The organism is Streptomyces sp. NPDC021225, assembly GCF_044332865.1.
GTDB lineage: Bacteria > Actinomycetota > Actinomycetes > Streptomycetales > Streptomycetaceae > Streptomyces.
This window is the reverse complement of sequence record NZ_JBIRPV010000006.1, coordinates 548,700-566,031: the sequence shown is the minus strand read 5'-3', so window position 1 is coordinate 566,031 and position 17,332 is coordinate 548,700. Positions and strand designations below refer to the sequence as shown.

At 72.0% G+C, this 17,332-nt stretch carries 18 protein-coding genes; 10 read left to right on the top strand and 8 right to left on the bottom strand.

The window, feature by feature from the left end:
- The first annotated feature begins 1 nt into the window (after position 1).
- From ACH4S9_RS28280 to ACH4S9_RS28255, 6 genes are read left to right on the top strand one after another with little or no spacing between them, the layout of a single operon-like run.
- On the top strand, positions 2–1,600 hold the full coding sequence (locus ACH4S9_RS28280) for an aldehyde dehydrogenase family protein (RefSeq protein WP_398374361.1): 1,599 nt from the start codon (positions 2–4) through the stop codon (positions 1,598–1,600).
- A 57-nt stretch (positions 1,601–1,657) separates the two neighbouring features.
- Entirely contained in the window at positions 1,658–2,941 is a 1,284-nt protein-coding gene (locus ACH4S9_RS28275; protein ID WP_311722285.1) for an aminotransferase class III-fold pyridoxal phosphate-dependent enzyme, read from the top strand.
- An 11-nt stretch (positions 2,942–2,952) separates the two neighbouring features.
- Positions 2,953–3,435 carry an SRPBCC family protein gene (locus tag ACH4S9_RS28270; RefSeq protein WP_361186436.1) on the top strand — a complete coding sequence of 161 codons (483 nt, stop codon included), beginning with the start codon at positions 2,953–2,955 and terminating at the stop codon, positions 3,433–3,435.
- A 34-nt stretch (positions 3,436–3,469) separates the two neighbouring features.
- Positions 3,470–4,510: a beta-ketoacyl-ACP synthase III gene (locus ACH4S9_RS28265; RefSeq protein ID WP_385337565.1), complete on the top strand. Its 1,041-nt coding sequence runs from the start codon at positions 3,470–3,472 to the stop codon at positions 4,508–4,510.
- A 54-nt stretch (positions 4,511–4,564) separates the two neighbouring features.
- Positions 4,565–4,795 (top strand): phosphopantetheine-binding protein, encoded by a 231-nt coding sequence (locus ACH4S9_RS28260; protein ID WP_311722282.1) that lies wholly within the window; start codon positions 4,565–4,567, stop codon positions 4,793–4,795.
- The gene (locus ACH4S9_RS28255) at positions 4,795–6,015 is read left to right on the top strand and encodes a beta-ketoacyl-[acyl-carrier-protein] synthase family protein (RefSeq protein ID WP_385337569.1); all 1,221 of its coding nucleotides are present in this window, start codon (positions 4,795–4,797) and stop codon (positions 6,013–6,015) included. The genes ACH4S9_RS28260 and ACH4S9_RS28255 overlap by 1 nt, the downstream gene beginning before the upstream one ends.
- Before the next feature lie 35 nt (positions 6,016–6,050).
- On the opposite strand, the gene ACH4S9_RS28250 is transcribed toward ACH4S9_RS28255, so the two are convergent.
- The 3 genes from ACH4S9_RS28250 to ACH4S9_RS28240 all read right to left on the bottom strand — a co-directional run bounded on the left by ACH4S9_RS28250 (position 6,051) and on the right by ACH4S9_RS28240 (position 10,377).
- On the bottom strand, positions 6,051–7,637 hold the full coding sequence (locus ACH4S9_RS28250) for an amidase (protein ID WP_398374360.1): 1,587 nt from the start codon (positions 7,635–7,637) through the stop codon (positions 6,051–6,053).
- Positions 7,634–7,918, bottom strand: coding sequence for a hypothetical protein (locus ACH4S9_RS28245; protein ID WP_311722278.1), 285 nt, complete (start codon positions 7,916–7,918; stop codon positions 7,634–7,636). The genes ACH4S9_RS28250 and ACH4S9_RS28245 overlap by 4 nt, the downstream gene beginning before the upstream one ends.
- A gap of 98 nt (positions 7,919–8,016) precedes the next feature.
- Entirely contained in the window at positions 8,017–10,377 is a 2,361-nt protein-coding gene (locus tag ACH4S9_RS28240) for a transketolase-like TK C-terminal-containing protein (protein WP_311722277.1), read from the bottom strand.
- 192 nt (positions 10,378–10,569) lie between these two features.
- Between ACH4S9_RS28240 and ACH4S9_RS28235 the strand changes: the two genes are divergently transcribed.
- From ACH4S9_RS28235 to ACH4S9_RS28225, 3 genes are all read left to right on the top strand, one after another.
- The gene (locus ACH4S9_RS28235) at positions 10,570–11,058 is read left to right on the top strand and encodes an Lrp/AsnC family transcriptional regulator (RefSeq protein ID WP_311722276.1); all 489 of its coding nucleotides are present in this window, start codon (positions 10,570–10,572) and stop codon (positions 11,056–11,058) included.
- 160 nt (positions 11,059–11,218) lie between these two features.
- Positions 11,219–12,097 (top strand): alpha/beta fold hydrolase, encoded by an 879-nt coding sequence (locus tag ACH4S9_RS28230; protein ID WP_398374358.1) that lies wholly within the window; start codon positions 11,219–11,221, stop codon positions 12,095–12,097.
- A gap of 89 nt (positions 12,098–12,186) precedes the next feature.
- Positions 12,187–12,915, top strand: coding sequence for a TetR/AcrR family transcriptional regulator (locus ACH4S9_RS28225; protein WP_398374357.1), 729 nt, complete (start codon positions 12,187–12,189; stop codon positions 12,913–12,915).
- Between the two features lie 43 nt (positions 12,916–12,958).
- Here ACH4S9_RS28225 and ACH4S9_RS28220 read toward each other — a convergent pair whose 3' ends face one another.
- Positions 12,959–14,410 (bottom strand): hypothetical protein, encoded by a 1,452-nt coding sequence (locus tag ACH4S9_RS28220; RefSeq protein ID WP_398374355.1) that lies wholly within the window; start codon positions 14,408–14,410, stop codon positions 12,959–12,961.
- 34 nt (positions 14,411–14,444) lie between these two features.
- The gene (locus ACH4S9_RS28215; RefSeq protein ID WP_398374354.1) at positions 14,445–14,636 is read right to left on the bottom strand and encodes a hypothetical protein; all 192 of its coding nucleotides are present in this window, start codon (positions 14,634–14,636) and stop codon (positions 14,445–14,447) included.
- 110 nt (positions 14,637–14,746) lie between these two features.
- On the opposite strand from ACH4S9_RS28215, the gene ACH4S9_RS28210 reads away from it, so the two are divergent.
- A complete protein-coding gene (locus tag ACH4S9_RS28210) occupies positions 14,747–15,886 on the top strand; it encodes an amidase domain-containing protein (protein WP_398374353.1) in 1,140 nt (379 codons plus the stop codon).
- Positions 15,887–15,952: 66 nt separating this feature from the next.
- Here ACH4S9_RS28210 and ACH4S9_RS28205 read toward each other — a convergent pair whose 3' ends face one another.
- From ACH4S9_RS28205 to ACH4S9_RS28195, 3 genes are read right to left on the bottom strand one after another with little or no spacing between them, the layout of a single operon-like run.
- On the bottom strand, positions 15,953–16,549 hold the full coding sequence (locus tag ACH4S9_RS28205; protein ID WP_385337586.1) for an ATP/GTP-binding protein: 597 nt from the start codon (positions 16,547–16,549) through the stop codon (positions 15,953–15,955).
- The gene (locus tag ACH4S9_RS28200) at positions 16,530–16,904 is read right to left on the bottom strand and encodes a DUF742 domain-containing protein (protein WP_311722268.1); all 375 of its coding nucleotides are present in this window, start codon (positions 16,902–16,904) and stop codon (positions 16,530–16,532) included. The genes ACH4S9_RS28205 and ACH4S9_RS28200 overlap by 20 nt, the downstream gene beginning before the upstream one ends.
- 11 nt (positions 16,905–16,915) lie before the next feature.
- On the bottom strand, positions 16,916–17,332 hold the full coding sequence (locus ACH4S9_RS28195; protein WP_385337589.1) for a roadblock/LC7 domain-containing protein: 417 nt from the start codon (positions 17,330–17,332) through the stop codon (positions 16,916–16,918).

The window sequence follows — 17,332 nt, the reverse complement described above, 5'->3', positions numbered from 1 at the left end:
GATGCGTGAAAACCCGATCCACAGCTATCGGCTCTATATCGCGGGCAAGGACATCGAGGGCGACGGCTGGGTTTACACCGTCAGTGCGCAGTCACTGCTCGAAGACGTGTTCACGAGCGTCAGCCTGAAGCGGGATCTGGAGCGGAACGCCGAATCCGCGGCGGCGGAGCACCCGTATGTGGTGGGCCGCTGCGCCGTGGCGTCCGACGCCGCGATCGATCTGGCAACCGAGGCCGCGGCATCGGCCGCGCCGGGCTGGGCGGCGGTCCCGCTGGAGCGCCGGATGCGGCTGGGCACCCTGTTCCGGGAGGAACTCGCCCGGCGCCAGGACGAGTTCCTGGAGCTGCTGGTCGCCGAGGGGCACCCGGTGAGCCTGGCCCGCTGGGAGCTCAGCTGTCTGTTCCAGGTCTACAGCGAGGAGAGCCTGGGCTGGTACCGGGAGCGGATGCACACCGAGTTCGAGCACGCCGGGCGGCGGCTGATCGTACGCCGCCGGCCCGACGGCGTGGTCGCGTTCAACCCGCCACAGAACGCCCCCGCGCCCAGCGCCGCCCTCGCGGTGCTCGCCCTGATGGCGGGCAACGCGGTCGTCGTACGCGCTCCCCGCTCCATCGCGCTGTCCACCATGTGGGTCCTGCGCGACGTGGTCGCGCCGCTGCTCGACGAGGTCGGGGCACCCCCCGGTGTGCTCAACGCGGTCTGCTCCAACCCGAAGCAGACGCTGGACCGGTGGATCGAGAGCCCGCTCATCGACGACATCTTCTACATCGGCGGCAGCGAGGAGGGCCTGCGCTTCCAGGAGCGGTGCGTGGCACACGGCAAGAAGCCGATCCTGGAGCTGGCCGGCAACGACACCATCGTGGTGTGGAAGGACGCGGACCTGGAGCGCGCCGCCGAGGCGATCCGCGAGTCGTTCTACGGGTCCGGGCAGATCTGCATGGTGCCCAACCGCGTCCTGGTGCACCCCGCCGTCGCCGACGGCCTGATCGCCGCGGTCAAGGAGCAGGCCAGGACCGTACGGCCCGGCTATCCGGAGGACGAGGGCGTGCTGCTGTCCCCGGTCCGCCGCAGCGAGCGTTTCTTCGGACTGCTCCGGCAGGCCCTGGCGGGCGGCGCGGAGCTGGTCACCGGCGGCAGGCGCATCGAGCTGGACGGCACCCCGTCGGAGACGGGCGTCTTCCTCGAGCCCACCGTGGTGCGGGTGAACGGGCTGCCCGGTGCGCGCCGGTTCGACGTCGTACGGCAGGAGACGTTCTTCCCGCTGCTGCCGATCGTCGTCCCGGAGCCCGCGGGCGACGACGAACTCCTCGACGGCTTCCTCGAGTTCGTGAACACCAACGACTACGGACTGCGCAACTCGCTGTGGGCCGGGTCCGACGACGTCATCGCATCCTTTGTGCAGCGCGTGGTCAACGGCGGCCTGCTGAAGGTCAACGATTCGCACATCGGCTTTCTGCCCTATCTGCCCAGCCACGGCGGTACCGGCCTGACCGGGGGCGTCTTCGGCGAGGCCAACTACCCGATGCTCAAGACATCGCACCTTCAGGGCGTGTCCATCGCCCGGGACGTCAGCCCGCGTGAGGCGGTCTTCGGGGCCTGATCACCCATCGTTCCCACTGCTCTGACCCACCACCGCGCATTCCGGAGGAAGTTGCCCGTGACCGTGATCCAGGGAGCCCGGGTCGACACCGAGGAGGAGATCCTCAGCCTGTACCGCGCCCACCTCAGCAAGGGGCGAGCGACCCTCGCCGAGCTGTTCGGCAGCCATATGGAGGTGGAGTCCTCCGGGGCCTGGCTGACCACCAGCGACGGCGAGCGGTTTCTGAACGCCGGCGGATACGGCGTGTTCATCATGGGCGCCCGGCACCCCATCGTCATGGAGGAGGTGGAGCGCCAGCTGCGCACCCACCCCACCGCCACCCGCATCCTGCTGGAGCCCACCGTCGCCCGCGCGGCCGAGGCGCTGGTCTCGGTCATGCCCGAGGGCCTGGACCGGGTGCACTTCGCGCTGTCCGGCGCCGAGGCCGTCGAGACCGGCCTCAAGCTGGCCCGCGCGGGCGGCCGCAGGCGCACCGTCGCCATGCTCGGCGGCTACCACGGCAAGACGCTCGGCGCGCTGTCGGCCACCTCCAAGGAGGTCTACCAGGCGCCGTTCCGCCCGCTGCTCCCCGATGTCCGGCATCTGCCCTTCGGTGACCCGGAGGCGCTGGAGGCGGAGCTGCGGGCGCACCCCGGCGAGGTGTGTGTCATCCTCGAACCCGTCCAGGGTGAGGGCGGCGTGATCATCCCGCCCAAGGGCTATCTCAAGCGCGTCGAGGAACTGGTGCGCGAGTACGACGGCTTCCTCGTCCTGGACGAGGTGCAGACCGGCTTCGGCCGGCTCGGCGAGTGGTGGGGCGCCGACACCGAGGGCGTGGTCCCCGACGTCCTGCTCACCGGCAAGGCCCTCGGCGGCGGCGTGCTGCCGGTGTCCGCGGCCGTGGCCACCCGCAAGGCGTTCCGCCCGTTCGACAAGGACCCGTATGTCCACACCGCCACCTTCTCGGGACAGCCGCTGCTGATGGCCGCCGTCCAGGGCGCCGTCCGGGCGGTCAAGGAGGAGCGGCTGGTGTCCCGGTCCATGGACCTCGGCGCGCGGCTGCTGTCGCGGATCTCCGAGATCGCCCACCGCAACATCCCCGGTCAGCTCGTGGAGGTGCGCGGCCGGGGCCTGCTGATCGGCGTCGAGCTGGTCGAGGCGGGGCTGGCGGGCGAGCTGCTGATCGAGCTGTTCAACCACGGAGTCGTCGCCAACCACTCGATGATCGGCAGTTCGGTGGTGCGCTTCACGCCGCCCGCCACCCTCACCGACGGCGATGTGAACTTCTTCCTCGACTCTTTCGACCAGGCCACCCGCGCTCTGCTCAGCGGCTCGGCCACCATGCCGGAAGGCGGTAACTGATCGTGCGGCACGTGGAACTCGACGCCGTGGTGCGCTCCGAGAAGGCCGGACACGTCTTCGAGAACGTCGTCCAGTGGGAGAGGTACCCGCAGCTCGCCCCGCATGTGCGGGCCGCCACCGCGCACAGCGCGTTTCCCGCGGCAAAGGGCAGCTCCAGCTGGGAACTGCACTTCCGCAGCGGGCTGCTGCGCTGGACCGAGGAGGAGCGGTTCGTCCCCGAGCGCGGTGAGATCCACTTCGAGCAGACCGACGGCGACTTCGACAGCTTCGCGGGCCAGTGGCACATCACACAGAGCGGCGACGATGTCCTGGTGCGCTTCGAGGCCGACTTCGACTTCGGCATCCCGAGCCTCGAGGGGATTCTCGACCCCATCGCCGAGCGGGTCATCAAGGAGACGGTCGCCTGGGCGGTCACCGGGCTGTTCGACCGTACGGAGATACGCGGTGACATCGCCCTGAGCACCACCGAGGCAGCGGTCACCGGCGGCGCGTAGGTCCCGCCCGGACGCGTAAGGAGAACGCGCAGCTATGAACAGGCCGTTGGAGGGCGCCGGCGGCGGCCCGCCCACGTCCGTGATCGCCGGCATCGGGGCGTACGTCCCGCCGAACCCGGTGACCAACCACGACCTCTCGCTCCGCCTGGACACCTCCGACGAGTGGATCCGCAGCCGTACCGGCATCTCGTCCCGGCACATGGTGCTGCCCGGGCAGGCCACCTCGGATCTCGCGGTCGAGGCGGGCCGGCGGGCGCTGGAGTCGGCGGGGCCGGAACACGCGGAAGGGGTGGACGCGGTGGTGCTCGCCACCACCACGCCCGACCGGGCGTGCCCGGCCACCGCGCCCGAGGTGGCCTGGCGGCTGGGGCTCGGCACGGTCGCGGCCTTCGACGTCTCGGCCGTGTGCTCGGGCTTCCTGTACGGGCTGGCCACCGCGACCGGGCTGATCACGGCGGGCACGGCCGACCGCGTCCTGCTGATCGCCGCGGACGCGTTCACCACCCTCGTCGACCCGCGGGACCGCTCCACCGCGGTGATCTTCGCCGACGGGGCGGGGGCCGTGGTGCTGCGGGCGGGCCGCCCGGACGAGCCCGGTGCGGTGGGGCCCGTCGTCCTCGGCAGCGACGGCTCGCTCGCCGGTCTGCTCGAGGTGCCGGGCGGCGGATCCCGGCAGCGCGCCTCGGGCGAGCCCGCCCGGCCCGGCGACGAGTTCCTGCGGATGGCCGGGCGCGACACCTACCGGCACGCGGTGGAACGAATGGCGGACGCGTCCAGGCGGGCGGTGAAGGCGGCCGGCTGCGGCCTCGCGGACATCGACCGGCTCGCCGCCCACCAGGCCAACGCGCGCATCCTCACCACGGTCGCGGAGCATCTCGGCATCCCCGAGGACCGGCGGCTCTCCAACATCGACCGCAACGGCAACACCGTCGCCGCCTCCATCCCGCTGCTGCTCGCCGACTCCGCCGCGGACGGCAGCCTGACCGCCGGCCACCGGGTGCTGCTCACCGCGTTCGGCGCCGGGCTGGCCTGGGGCGCGGCGACCGTCCAGTGGCCGGACGTCAAACCCGGCTGACGCCCCAGTACACCCCTGCACGTCCCGCTGTACGTCCCTCGGAAGGAACTCGCCATGTTCGACACCCTCAAGGAAATCCTGGTCCATAAGCTCAAGGTGGCGCCCGAGCAGGTCGTCCCGGAGGCCACCAGGGACGATGTCGAGCTCGACTCGCTGGCCGTCGTCGAGCTCTCCCTCGTCCTGGACAAGGAGTTCGGGATCGTCGTCAGCGACGACGAGCTGCTGGAGATGCCCACGATCGGCGACATGGCGCGCCTGCTGGAGGAGCGGAGCGCGAAGGTCTGATGGGCGGTCACGAAATCGCCGTCACCGGACTCGGCCTGGTCACCCCGGGAGGCATCGGGACCGGACCGAGCTGGCAGTCGGCACTGGACGGGCGGCCCACCGCCGCCGTCGACCCGGAGCTCGCCGGCAATCCGGTGCGGATCTCCTGCCGCGTCCCGGGCTTCGACCCCGATGGGCTGCTCGGCGGCCGCCGGGCCCACCGGCTGGACCGCTTCGTGCAGTTCGCCCTGGTGGCCGCCCGGGAGGCGATTGCCGACGCCGGGCTGGACCCGGCCACCTGGGACGGCGGCCGGGTCGGCGTGGTCCTCGGCTGCGCCGACGGCGGCCCCGCCACCAGGGAGGCGCAGCACCGGGTCCTGCTGGAGGAGAGCCCCTCCTGGGTGTCCCCGCTGCTGCTGCCGATGCAGCTGTCCAACATGGTCGCCGGGCAGACCGCCATCGAGTTCGGGGCCACCGGCCCCAACCTGGTCGTGGCCACCGCCTGCGCGTCCGGCGCGAGCGCCATCGGCACCGCCCGCGACCTCCTCGCTCTCGACCGCTGTGACATCGTCATCACGGGCGGCAGCGAGGCGATGATCACCCCGCTGAGCATGGCCGGATTCGCCAAGATGGGCGCCCTGTCCAAGCGCGAGGACGACCCGGCCACCGCCTCCCGGCCCTTCGACGCCGACCGCGACGGCTTCGTCGCGGGAGAGGGCGCGGGCGTGCTCGTCCTCGAACGGGTCGCCGACGCCCGCGCCCGCGGTGCGCGCGTACGGGCCAGGGTCATGGGCTACGGCGCGACCGCCGACGCCCACCACATGTCCTCGCCGCACCCGGACGGCGTCGGCATCGAGGCGGCGCTGCGCGCGGCGCTCGCGGACGCCGGCGCCGGCCCGGGGGACGTCCAGCACGTCAACGCGCACGGCACCGGCACGCCGCTGAACGACCTGGCCGAGGGCCGCATGCTGCACCGCGCGCTGACCGCGGACCCGCTGGTGACCTCCACGAAGGGCGTCACCGGCCATCTGCTGGGGGCGGCCGGGGCGGTGGAGGCGGCGTTCACCGTGCTGGCGGTCGAGCGACAGCTGGTGCCGCCCACCGCCAGTCTGTTCACGCTCGACCCTCGTCTCGACATCAAGATCCCCACCACCCCGACCGCCACCCGTATCGAGCTCGCCGTCTCCGACTCCTTCGGCTTCGGAGGCCAGAACGCGGTGCTGGCGATAGCGAGGGCATAGGCCAACCGATCGGGCCAACCGATCGGGCCGACCGCTCAGGCCGACGCCTTCGCCGCCTCCTCCGGGGACAGCCGGGGCCGCGCGACCGCCGCCCGCAGCCGGGCCTTCGACGCCGGGTCCGCCGGGCGGCGGGTGTGCCAGTCGGTGACCGCCTGATAGGCGGCCACGACCTCCAGCAGCCGGTCCTCCTCGTAGGGCTGGCCTCCGAGGATCGCGCCGACGGGCACACCGCCGGCGTCGAACCCGATCGGGAAGCCGATCTCGGGCAGCCCGAGGATGTCGAACGGCACGGGGCCGGTCTGGAGCACCACGTCGCAGCGGCTCAGGACGCCGTCCAGCACCTCCCGCAGCAGGTGGTTCTTGGCGCGCTGGGCGGTGAGCCACTCGTCGCCGGACAGCATCAGGCCCTGGAGCCACGACAGCAGCGAGACGCCGAACTTGGCGGGGTCGGTGCGCAGCCAGTGGCGGAACGGCTCGGTGCGCTCGACGAGCCGGGCCGCGTTGAAGGTGCCGGTCAGCAGGTTCCAGTCGGCCGGGTAGGCGATGTCGACGAGGGTCAGGCCCTCGATCGCGTCCAGCCGGTCCAGGAGTGCGCCGCGCAGTTCCTTCTGGCCGCTGAGGAAGTCGGCCGGGACGCCCACCTTGGTCGCCCGCCGCAGCCGTACCTTCCCTCCGCGCGCGACGACGGGCGTCGCGGCCCGTATCAGATCGGGCAGCTCCGGCAGCCCGAGGGTGCGCGGATCCGCGGCGTCGGGGCCCGCCATGACCTGGAGCATGATCGCGGCGTCCAGGGCGTCGCGGGCGAGCGGCCCCGAGTGGTCGCGCGTGGAGGACAGCGGGATGACGCCGTGGATGGAGACCCGGCCCATGGTGGGCTTGAGCCCGGTGAGGTTCTGCTGGTTGGAGGGCAGCACGATCGAGCCGCCGGTCTGGGTGCCGATCGAGGAGGACGCCAGGCGGGCGGCGACCGCACAGGCGGGCCCGGTGGAGGAGCCGCCCGGGTCGACGGAGGGGTCGTTCGGGGTCCAGGCGTTGACCGTGGTGACGGTCCCGTTCGGCTTGGTGGCCCGGGTGGTGGCGAGCGGCCCCATCTGCCCCTTGCCCAGCAGGATCCCGCCGGCCGCGGTCAGCCGGGCCACGGCGGTGGCGTCCTCGTCCGGCACGAAGTCCGCGAAGATGGACGAGTTGCAGCGGGTCGGCACACCGGCGGTGAAGTAGTTGTCCTTGACGCACAGCGGGATGCCGCGCAGCACCCCGCCGCCGTGGCCGCGGTCGGCCTTGCGCGCCGCGGCGAGCGCGGTCTCGCCGGTGACCTCGGCGTACGCCTGGTACGTGGAGTCGTAGCGCTCGATCCGGTCCAGGTATGCCTCGGTGAGCGCGGTGGAGGTGAGCTTTCCGCGCCGCATGAGCACGGCCGCCTCGGCGAGGGTGGCCTCGGAGGGGTCGTCGAGGGCGGCCCGCCGTACGTCGACGTCGGGGACGCGCGGCGCGGCGGCGCCGGTCGGCGAGGGCGCCGACTTGGCGGGCGCGGCCTGGGCCGGTGCGGCCTGGGCGACCATGCCGCCGGCGGCCGCGGCGGCTGAACCAGCCAGGAAGACACGTCGGTTGACTGCTCGGCTCATCTCTCGCCCGCCTTACCGGTCCACGCCTCCGTGATCGACGGGTACAGCAGGGGAGGCGAGGCCTGCTGGGCGTACTCGGCGCTCCGGGCGGGCGGGGCCCAGCCGGCTATCGCCCCGGGGGTGGCGGCCACGAACGACCGCAGCGAGGCGAGCACCTGGTCGCGCGTCGGCACTCCGGTACCCGCGTCGAACACCTCGGGGAGCAGTGAGAGGTCGAAGCCCGCCAGTGCCAGGCGGGTCCGCACATAGGCGTCCAGCTGCTCGGTTGTGGGAATGCTCAAGGAAACTCCATGATCGGCTGATTCGTCCCCGGACTTCATCACCCGGCCGTGAACACCCCATCAAGCCGCTGTTTCACCGAAGTTACTGTATATAACCCCTACTCGAGGTCCAGGACCGCCGCGACCAGGCTGTCGGTGTCCAGCCCGTGGTGCCGGTACACCTCTTCCAGTGAGCCGGACTGGCCGAAGCCGGTGACCCCCAGGGTCGTGGCGGGCACGCCGTGGATCGTGGCCAGGAACGCGAGCGTGTGCGGGTGCCCGTCCAGGACCGTGAGCAGCGGCGTCGCCCGTGAGGCGGGGAAGACCTGGTCGAGGATCCAGCTCGGCGCCTCCTCTCGGCCCTGCCGGGCGCGCAGGGCTTGGAACAGCAGCCCGGGGCTGGTCACACAGACCACGTCCACCGGGAAGCCGAGGTCCGACAGCCGGTCGGCCGCGGCCAGCGCCTCCGGCACCATGGCGCCCATCGCGGCGATGGTCGCCCGGGGGGCTTCCGTACGGCGCAGGGCATACGCCCCGGCGACCACCTGGCGCCGGCGGCGTTCGCGCGCCGCCGGGTCCGCCGGCACGGCCGCGAGCGACTGATCCACCGGCCGGGTCGACAGCCGCAGATAGGCGGAGCCGCCACCGGGCCGGCCCAGCCGGGCCAGCGACGCCAGCAGCGTCCACTCGACGTCGATGGCGAAGGCCGGTTCGTAGGCGGTGCAGCCGGGCTGTTCCAGGCCGATCGACGGCGTCTTGATCGACTGGTGGGCGCCGCCCTCGGGGGCGAGGGTCACCCCGGACGGGGTGCCCACGAGGATCGACTGGCCTCCGGCGTAGATGCCGAACGACCAGGGCTCCAGGGCACGCTCGACGAACGGGTCGTACAGGACGCCGATCGGCAGCAGGGGCCGCCCCCAGCGGCTCCAGGTGGTGCCCAGCTCCCCCAGCAGGCCGACGAGGTTGGTCTCGGCGATGCCGAGCTCGATGTGACGGCCGGTGGGGCGTTCCCGCCAGTGCAGGATGGTCTCGGGGTCGTCGGCGAACCAGTCGACGCGTTCGGTGGGCGACCACACCCCGACCTTGTTCACCCAGCCGCCCAGATTGGTCGACGAGCTGACGTCCGGGCTCACCGTGACCACCGCTTCGGCGGCCTCGGGCGCGGCGCGGGTGAGGTCGAGCAGGGTGCGGCCGAGCGCGGCCTGAGTGGTCGCGGTGCCGGAAGGGGTGCGGCCCATGTCCGTCGGCAGCGTCGGCGGGTCGTGGCGGACCGGCTCGGTGCGGCGCAGCCGCTCGGCCGTCCGCTCGCACAGCGCGGCCGCGGCGCCGCCGTCGGGGAACCGGGTCCAGGGGGCTTCCGGATCGGCGCCGAGCCGGTCGGCGAGCTCGCGCACCTGCTCGGCCGTCAGCAGCGCGGAGTGGTTCTGCGGATGGCCCTCGGTGGGGAGCCCGTGGCCCTTGATGGTGTAGGCGAAGACCACCGTGGGCCGGGTGTCGTCGATCGCTCCGAAGGCGTGGTCGAGGGCGCCGAGGTCGTGTCCGCCGAGGTTGCGGACCGCCGCGAGCAGCGTCGCGTCGTCCAGCTCGGCCACCAGCCGCGCGAGCGGCTCGCCGCCGTCGGGCAGCCGCAGCCGCAGCTCCTGGGCGGAGCAGCGGAGCAGGCGCTGGTATTCGGCGTTGGGCATGCGGTCGATCCGCGTGTGCAGCTCCGCACCGCCCGGCCGGGTGAACAGCTCCTCCAGGAGCCGCCCGTATTTGACGGTGAGCACCTGCCAGCCCGCGCCCGCGAACATCGCGCGCAGCCGGTCGACGGCGATCCCCGGCACCACCCGGTCCAGCGACTGCCGGTTGACATCGACCACCCACACCAGCTCACCGAGGTCGGCCACCGCCGGGTCCAGGACCGCCTCCCAGACCGCGCCCTCGTCGAGTTCGGCGTCGCCGAGCAGCGCGTACTGCCGCCCCGATCCGCCGTCGCCCGTCCGGTCGGCCACATAGCGGCGGGCGATCGCGCCCCAGACCGGGGCGGTGGCGCCGAGGCCCACCGATCCCGTCGAGTAGTCCACCGGGTCGGGGTCCTTGGTGCGGCTGGGGTAGCTCTGGAGCCCGCCGAAGGAACGCAGGGTCGTCAGATGGCGCTCGTCGAGGCTGCCGAGCAGGTAGTTGACGGCGTGCAGGACGGGTGAGGCGTGCGGCTTCACGGACACCCGGTCCTCGGGGCGCAGATGACGGAACCACAGCGACGTCATGACCGACACCATCGACGCGGACGAGGCCTGGTGGCCGCCGACCTTGAGGCCGGACGGGTTGGGGCGCACCCGGTTCGCGTGGTGGATGATCGCCGTCGACAGCCAGAGCACACGGCGCTCGATCTCCTCCAGGACGGATCCGTCCTCGGTGGAGAGCGTCCGGGTGTCGGTCGCCGCCGTTGCCGTCGCCGTCGCCGGAGATGTCGGGTGGCCGGGTGTCACGTCAGTCATCTCTCACCCTCCAGGGTGCACTTGGTGCCTGGATGACATCATGGGGATGCGGACCGCACAATCGATGCGTCCGAAACTGAGCAGAATGCCCAACACCACGGGGCCGTGGGGCCGCCTGGATGGGCAGTCTGTTCTGTCGCGCGCGGGCCGTGGCCGAACAGTGCCGACGGCCCGGCGGAAAGGTGGATGACCATGCCGGAGCATGATCCGGTCGGCGTGGACGCGGTGGACACACGTCTGCTGCTGGCCTTGAACGACGACCCGCGGGCCACCACGGTCGCCCTCGCCGAGCGGGTGGGGCTGTCGCGCAACACCGTGCAGGCCCGGCTGGCCAGGTTGGAACAGGGCGGCGCGCTGGCCCCGTTCGAGCGCCGGATCGAGCCCAGGGCGCTGGGATATCCCCTGACGGCGTTTGTCACCGTCCAGGTCACCCAGCGGCTGCTGGCCGAGGTCGCCGCCGATCTGGCGGCCATCCCCGAGGTGCTCCAGGTGTTCGGCCTGAGCGGCCCGGTCGACCTGCTGGTGCAGGTGGTCGCGCGGGACGCGGACGACCTCTACCGGATCGCCGGCCGGATCCTGGACGGACCCGGCGTGGAGCGGACCACCACCTCCCTGGTGATGCGCGAACTCGTCGGCCACCGGCTCACCCCCCTGCTCGAACGGGGCGCCCCGGACGGGTGACCCCGGCGAGCGGGCCGTCGGCGGTGACGATCACCCCGTTCCGGGGCGCCGGGCACGACCTCGCCGGACACGACTCCCCGCCTTCCGGCCTCCCTCGGGAAGATCGACTAGTTTCTTGGACAGCGCGCCTGACCATGACCCTGTTCTTTGGAGGCCAGAGATGGCTCCGGTCGTGTACCACCGCACCGCGGAGATCGACGGGCTGGACGTCTTCTACCGGGAGGCCGGACCGGGCGACGCGCCGGTCGTCCTGCTGCTGCACGGCTTCCCGGCCAGCTCGCACATGTTCCGCAACCTGATCCCGCTCCTGGCCGACCGCTACCGCGTGATCGCTCCCGACCACATCGGCTTCGGCTACTCGTCGATGCCCGCGCCCGGCGACTTCCCGTACACCTTCGACGCCCTCGCGGATGTCACGGAGGCGCTGCTCGAGCGGCTCGGCGTGGCCGGGTTCGCGATGTACGTCCAGGACTACGGGGCGCCGATCGGCTGGCGCCTTGCCACGCGCGCTCCGGACCGGGTGACCGCGATCGTCACCCAGAGCGGCAACGCCTACGAGGACGGCTTCGTGAGGCCGTTCTGGGACGGCCTCTTCGCCTACGCCGGGGCGCCCGGACCGGACACCGAACCCACCGTGCGCCGCGCCCTCACTCCGGAGATCACCCGCTGGCAGTACGAGAACGGCGTCGCCGACCCGAGCCTGGTCAGCCCGGACACCTGGCCCCATGACCAGGCCCTGCTGGACCGGCCGGGCAACGACGAGATCCAGCTGCGGCTGTTCCGCGACTACCCGGCCAATGTGGCGCAGTACCCCGCGGTCCACACGTACTTCCGGACCAGCCGGGTGCCGCTGCTGGCCGTCTGGGGCCGGGGTGACGAGATCTTCGGTCCGGACGGCGCCCGGGCCTTCCAGCGGGATCTTCCCGAGGCCGAGGTCCACCTCCTGGATTCGGGCCACTTCGCCCTGGAGAGCCATCTCGACACCATCGCCGGATACATCCGCGGTTTCCTCGGGCGGGTCCTGCCCGCGCCCTCCTGAACTCCGTCCGGTGCCGGCGACCCATCGACCGTTAGACCCTCTAGCAATAGAATGAATCTGTTAGGGTGTGGCTGTCGAGGGAGGACATGATGGGCGCCAACAAAACGACGGCGGCGACAGGTGCGGCTCGCAGCCCGATGCGGGCGCGGTACCGGGAGCAGGTCCGCGAAGACGTCAAGGCCGTGGCGTTGGACCAGCTGGCCCAGGGGGGCGCCACGGCGGTATCGGTCAACGCCATCGCGAAACAGCTCGGCGTCTCCGGACCGGCGCTCTACCGCTACTTCGCCGGCCGCGACGAGCTGCTCGCCGAGCTGGTCATCGACACCTACCACGACTTCGCAGCCGCCCTCGCCGCCGCCACCGACCCGGCCCTCGGCCAGGCCCCGGCGGAGCGGTTGCGCGCCCTGGCCACCGCCTGGCGGGCCTTCGCCCGCGCCGAACCCCACCGCTACACACTGATGTTCGCGCCGCCCGTGCCCGGCTACGACGCCCACAGCGAGCCCCTGGTCACCGCCTCCCGTGAGGTCATGGCCGTCGGGCTCGACGTGGCGGCCGACCTCTGGCCCCCTGACGACAGCCCGGCGGCGGCGCCGGGGCGCGAGGGCGACGTGGACCTGGACGCCGCCGTGCGGGCACACGAGGACATACTCGCCGCCACCGGAGCGGGTCCCGAGCAGCTTCGGCGTGTCCTCAGCGCCTGGACCAGACTGCACGGCTTCGTCAGCCTCGAGATCGGCGGCAACTTCACCTCCATGGGCATAGACGCCGACGCCCTCTTCGCCCAGGAGGTCAGCGCCCTGAGCGCGACGACGGCCTGAGCACGACGGCGGCCTGTCCGAGGCGCGCTCCCCCGGCCACGGGTCACAGCGTCGCGAAGGCGAGGATCTCCTCCATCACATCCCGGGGCAGCACGGGCGAGCCCGCGGCGGTTCTGGCCACCCACTCGTCCTGGTCGGCGAGCAGGGTGAGCAGGGCGGGCGTCGGCAGGCTCGGGTGGGCGGCCACCCCGCGGCGGACCCGGACGGACCCATCGGCCGCCAGCCCCTCGGCGAGCCCGGCGGGCAGGTCCGGGTCCCGGAGCGCGAGGGCCCGGATCCTCGGGTCCGGGTCGGTCGCGAACCGGCGCAGGGTCTCCGGGGGAAAGACGACGTGGTCGGTCGGGCTCCAGGGGTGCTTGCGGCTCGCGGTGTGCCGGCGTTCGATGCGCTCGGCCGTCACCGGGTCGAGGTCGGGCGTCCGGCGGGCCACGGCCGCGCGTACGGTGCCGTCCTCGTCGTCGAGCAGCCGGGCGACGGCCTCCGCGGGCAACGGGCCACTCATCGCCAGGGACCGGCGAAAACACACATAGGGCGAGTCGACGTGGTCGAGCGGGGCGGCGGACACCCACGGGAGGTGTCGATGGCCCAGCCCCTGGTACGCGACGTAGGACGCGAAGTCCTCCTCCTCCGACGCGATGAGGCCCGCCCCGGCCCGCTCCGCCCCGGCGCGCAGCTCCGCATAGATCGAGGCGCGCCGCCCCTCGGGCGTGTCCTGGCGGGCGAAGACCTCCGCGCGCACCAGCGGGTCGGGGTCCCCGGCGAGGGTCTCCCGCAGCTCCGCCGGCAGATCGGGGTGGGCCGCGACGGCCGCGCGTACCTCCGGGTCCTGGTCCGTGGCCAGCTCACGGGCCGCGTCGGGACCGAGGTCGAGGTGCGCCACCACGCCCGCCCGCGTCACCGGGTCGGCGAGCAGCGCGGGGTGGAGATCGGCGGGCGGCACCGGGTGCGGCAGCCTGCGGAAGTAGGTGGCGCAGGCCGCCGCCCGGACGTTGGACTCCGCGTCGGTCAGCCAGATGCGCCGTATCTCTTCCGGCGCGCCCGTCCACCGCTGCGCGAGCCTGGCGCGGACCGTGGGGGCCGGATCCCGGGCCAGCCGGGCGCGGAGGTCGACGGGCACGTCCTCGTTCTCCGCGGCCGACTCCCGTACCTCCACCGACGGGTCGGCGATCAGCCGCTCCCACACCTCGCGCGGCAGCTCCTCGCGGAACGCGATCGCCGCCCGGGCCGAGGTGTCCGGGCTGTTCGCCAGGCGGTGTTTCACGCCCGGCGGGATGTTCCGGTTGCAGGCGAGCGTGTGCACGAGGACGGTGTCGCCCAGCGCGACGATCTCCTCGGCCAGTTCCTCGGTCAGGTCCGTGCGCCACATCACCGCCTCGTCGCGGGTCGCCCGGTGGCCGAGCAGGCGGCGCAGCAACGCGGGCGGCAGGGCCGGGTTCCGGGCCAGACCCAGCAGGACGGCGCCGAGTTGGGCGGGGAGAGGCAGGGGCGGCCGCATGGCGGTCATCCTAAGCAGCGGCCACCGGGAGGATTCAGACGGTGGCGGTGTTCCGGACCGCCACCTCCCGGCACGGGCCCTCGCCGTCGCCGGGGTTGACGTCCGGGTCCTCGCTGCCCATCCAGAACGTGCCCCCGGGCAGGCGCACCGCGTGCGCGCGCGCCATCGCCAGCGAACTGGCCGCTCTGGATGCGGCCTGACGGACCGCCAGGCGGTCCATCGCCACGTGGCCGAATCCGATCGGCAATCTTGTGAAGTAACTGAGAAGATTGAGGAGGTCATGCAAAGATGACGCTCACCCGGGAGCCGACCACCCGGGTTCGAGGAGAAAACCCCGTGAGATCTCGGACGTTGAGCCGTTGCTCAGCCGTTGCCGCGACCGTGCTGTCCGCCGCGCTGCTGCCCCTGTCCGCCGCCCACGCCGCCGACGCCTCGGCGCCCGCGGCCCCGCAGCCGAACGCCGACTCGTTCGGCCGAATAGCGGACGCCGTGCTGACCGACCGTACGGCCGCGCTGCTGGACCGGCCCCAGCTCGCCCGTACGGCGCAGAAGGCGCAGGGTAACGTGCGGCTCTCGCCCGCGCTTTCCCGCACGGAGAACACCACCCTGGCCTCCGTGCGGGGCACGCGCGCCCGGCTGGCCGAGTTCGGTGAGGCCTACAGCGACGCCGACACCGAGGTGACCGTCGACAGCACCCGCGTGGAGGGGCAGCGCGCCACGGTCCGCGTCACCGAGGCCACCATCCTCACCTACCGGAAGATCCGCGGCGACGAGCCCCCGACCACCGGCTTCACCGCGCACCACGAGCTCACCTTCACCGCGCAGACGGACGGCACCTGGCAGCTGGAGGGCGTCCGCCGCACGGACAAGGGCCCCCGCGCGGTCAACGAGCCCGTGCCCGCGGCGAGCTCGGCGCCGGTGCGCCCCACCGCGATCATCGACGCCCCGCGCGCCGCCATCACCCTCCCGGCGCCCGCCAAGCCCAAGAACCTCGGCAGCGGCACCACCTACGACTACACGGCGATGGCCACGTACGCCGAGAAGTACTGGAAGAACTACAACACCGCCTACCGCCGCTTCAACAGCGCCGGCGGGGACTGCACCAACTACATCAGCCAGTCCCTCTTCGCGGGCGGCTGGAAGAACGACACCACCTCCACCGAGGACTACGACACCTGGTGGTACAGCACGTCGGGCCAGTCCGACTCCTGGATCGGTGTCAACGAGTGGTCCTGGTTCACCCAGACCGCGAAGCGGACCACCGCCCTCGCGAACGCCTACCAGATGGACCTCGGTGACGTCCTCCAGGTGGACTTCGACAAGGACGGCGCGAAGGACCACACCATGATCACCTCGTACCGGAGCACCAGCGGCGTCCCGTACCTCACCTACCACGACACCGACACCTACCGGCGGTCGCTGTCCAGCCTCATCTCCTCGTACCCGAACTCCGCGTACTACGCCTACCGCACCTGACACCGCGCCACCGCCCCGGCCCGCTGTTCCCCCCTGTGGCGGGAACAGCGGGCCGGGGCGCTCCCGTCAGCGGGCGGCCGACATCCGGCTCGCCATGGCGTGTTCGATGAGGGTGATGAGGGCGTGTTTGCTGGACTCGCGGGAGCGCGCGTCACACATCACCACCGGCACATGCGCATCGAGGTCGAGTGCATAGCGCACCTCGTCGGCGTCGAAGTCACAGGCGCCGTCGAAGCGGTTGACCGCGACGACGAACGACGTGCCGCGGTGCTCGAAGTAGTCGACGGCGGGGAAGGAGTCCTCGAGTCTTCGAGTGTCGGCCAGCACGATGGCCCCGAGTGCGCCGAGAGCCAACTCGTCCCACATGAACCAGAAGCGGTTCTGTCCGGGCGTACCGAAGAGATACAGCACCAGGTCCCGGCTGATCGTGATCCGGCCGAAGTCCATGGCCACAGTCGTGGTGGTCTTCCCCTCCACCCCGCTGAGGTCGTCCACGCCCTCGCTCGTCCGCGTGATCACCTCCTCGGTCTGAAGCGGGGAGATCTCACTGACGGCACCGACCATGGTGGTCTTCCCGGCGCCGAACCCTCCGGCGATCAGGATCTTGACCCCCGACGGGAGACTGCCGGAACCGGGATACGGCTCAGAGCCTGCGAATTCCATCAAGTACCGCCTGAAGAACGTGGATTTCCGGGGCCTCCGCCAGCGCGATCGGTGCGCGTGTGTGGATGGCTCCCATGTCGAGTAGGTCTCCGAGCAGGACCTTGGCCACGGTCGCGGGCAGGTCCAGCCGAGCGGAAATCTCGGCGACGGAGAGCGGGGTGCCCGTGCACATACGCAGGATCACGATGTGCTCCGGCTCGAGACCATGGCGTGCCGTGTCGGCGTTCGTGGCGATGATCAGGGTGATCAGGTTGAACTCGTCGCGACTCGGCCGGGTCCGGCCGCCGGTTCTCGCAAACGAGCGCACGATGGGGCCTGCGTCCACGTCCCACCACGAGTCCTCCGGTTCGGACATGGTTCCTCACCTCAGAAGGGCGACGGCGAAACCGCTGCCGCCTGTCGAGGCGCCGCGGCGAGATAGTCACCGACACGCTTGACGATCAGGTTCATCTCATAGGCGACGAGGCCGACGTCGATGTCGGCCTCGCCGAGGATGGCGAGGCAGGCACCTCGTCCCGCACCGGTCACGAACAGAAAGCAGTTCTCCAGTTCGACGATCGTCTGACGCACGGGCCCTCCGCCGAAGCGTCGCCCGACGCCCCCGGCCAGGCTCTGGAAGCCCGAGGCGACCGCCGACATGTGTTCGGCGTCTTCACGGCCGAGATCGCGCGAGTTGGCGATCACCAGTCCGTCGGCCGACAGCACGAGGACGTGCCTGGTCCTGGGAACCCTCCGGACGAGATCGTCCAGCATCCAGTTGAGGTCGGTTATCTGCTTCGGCAT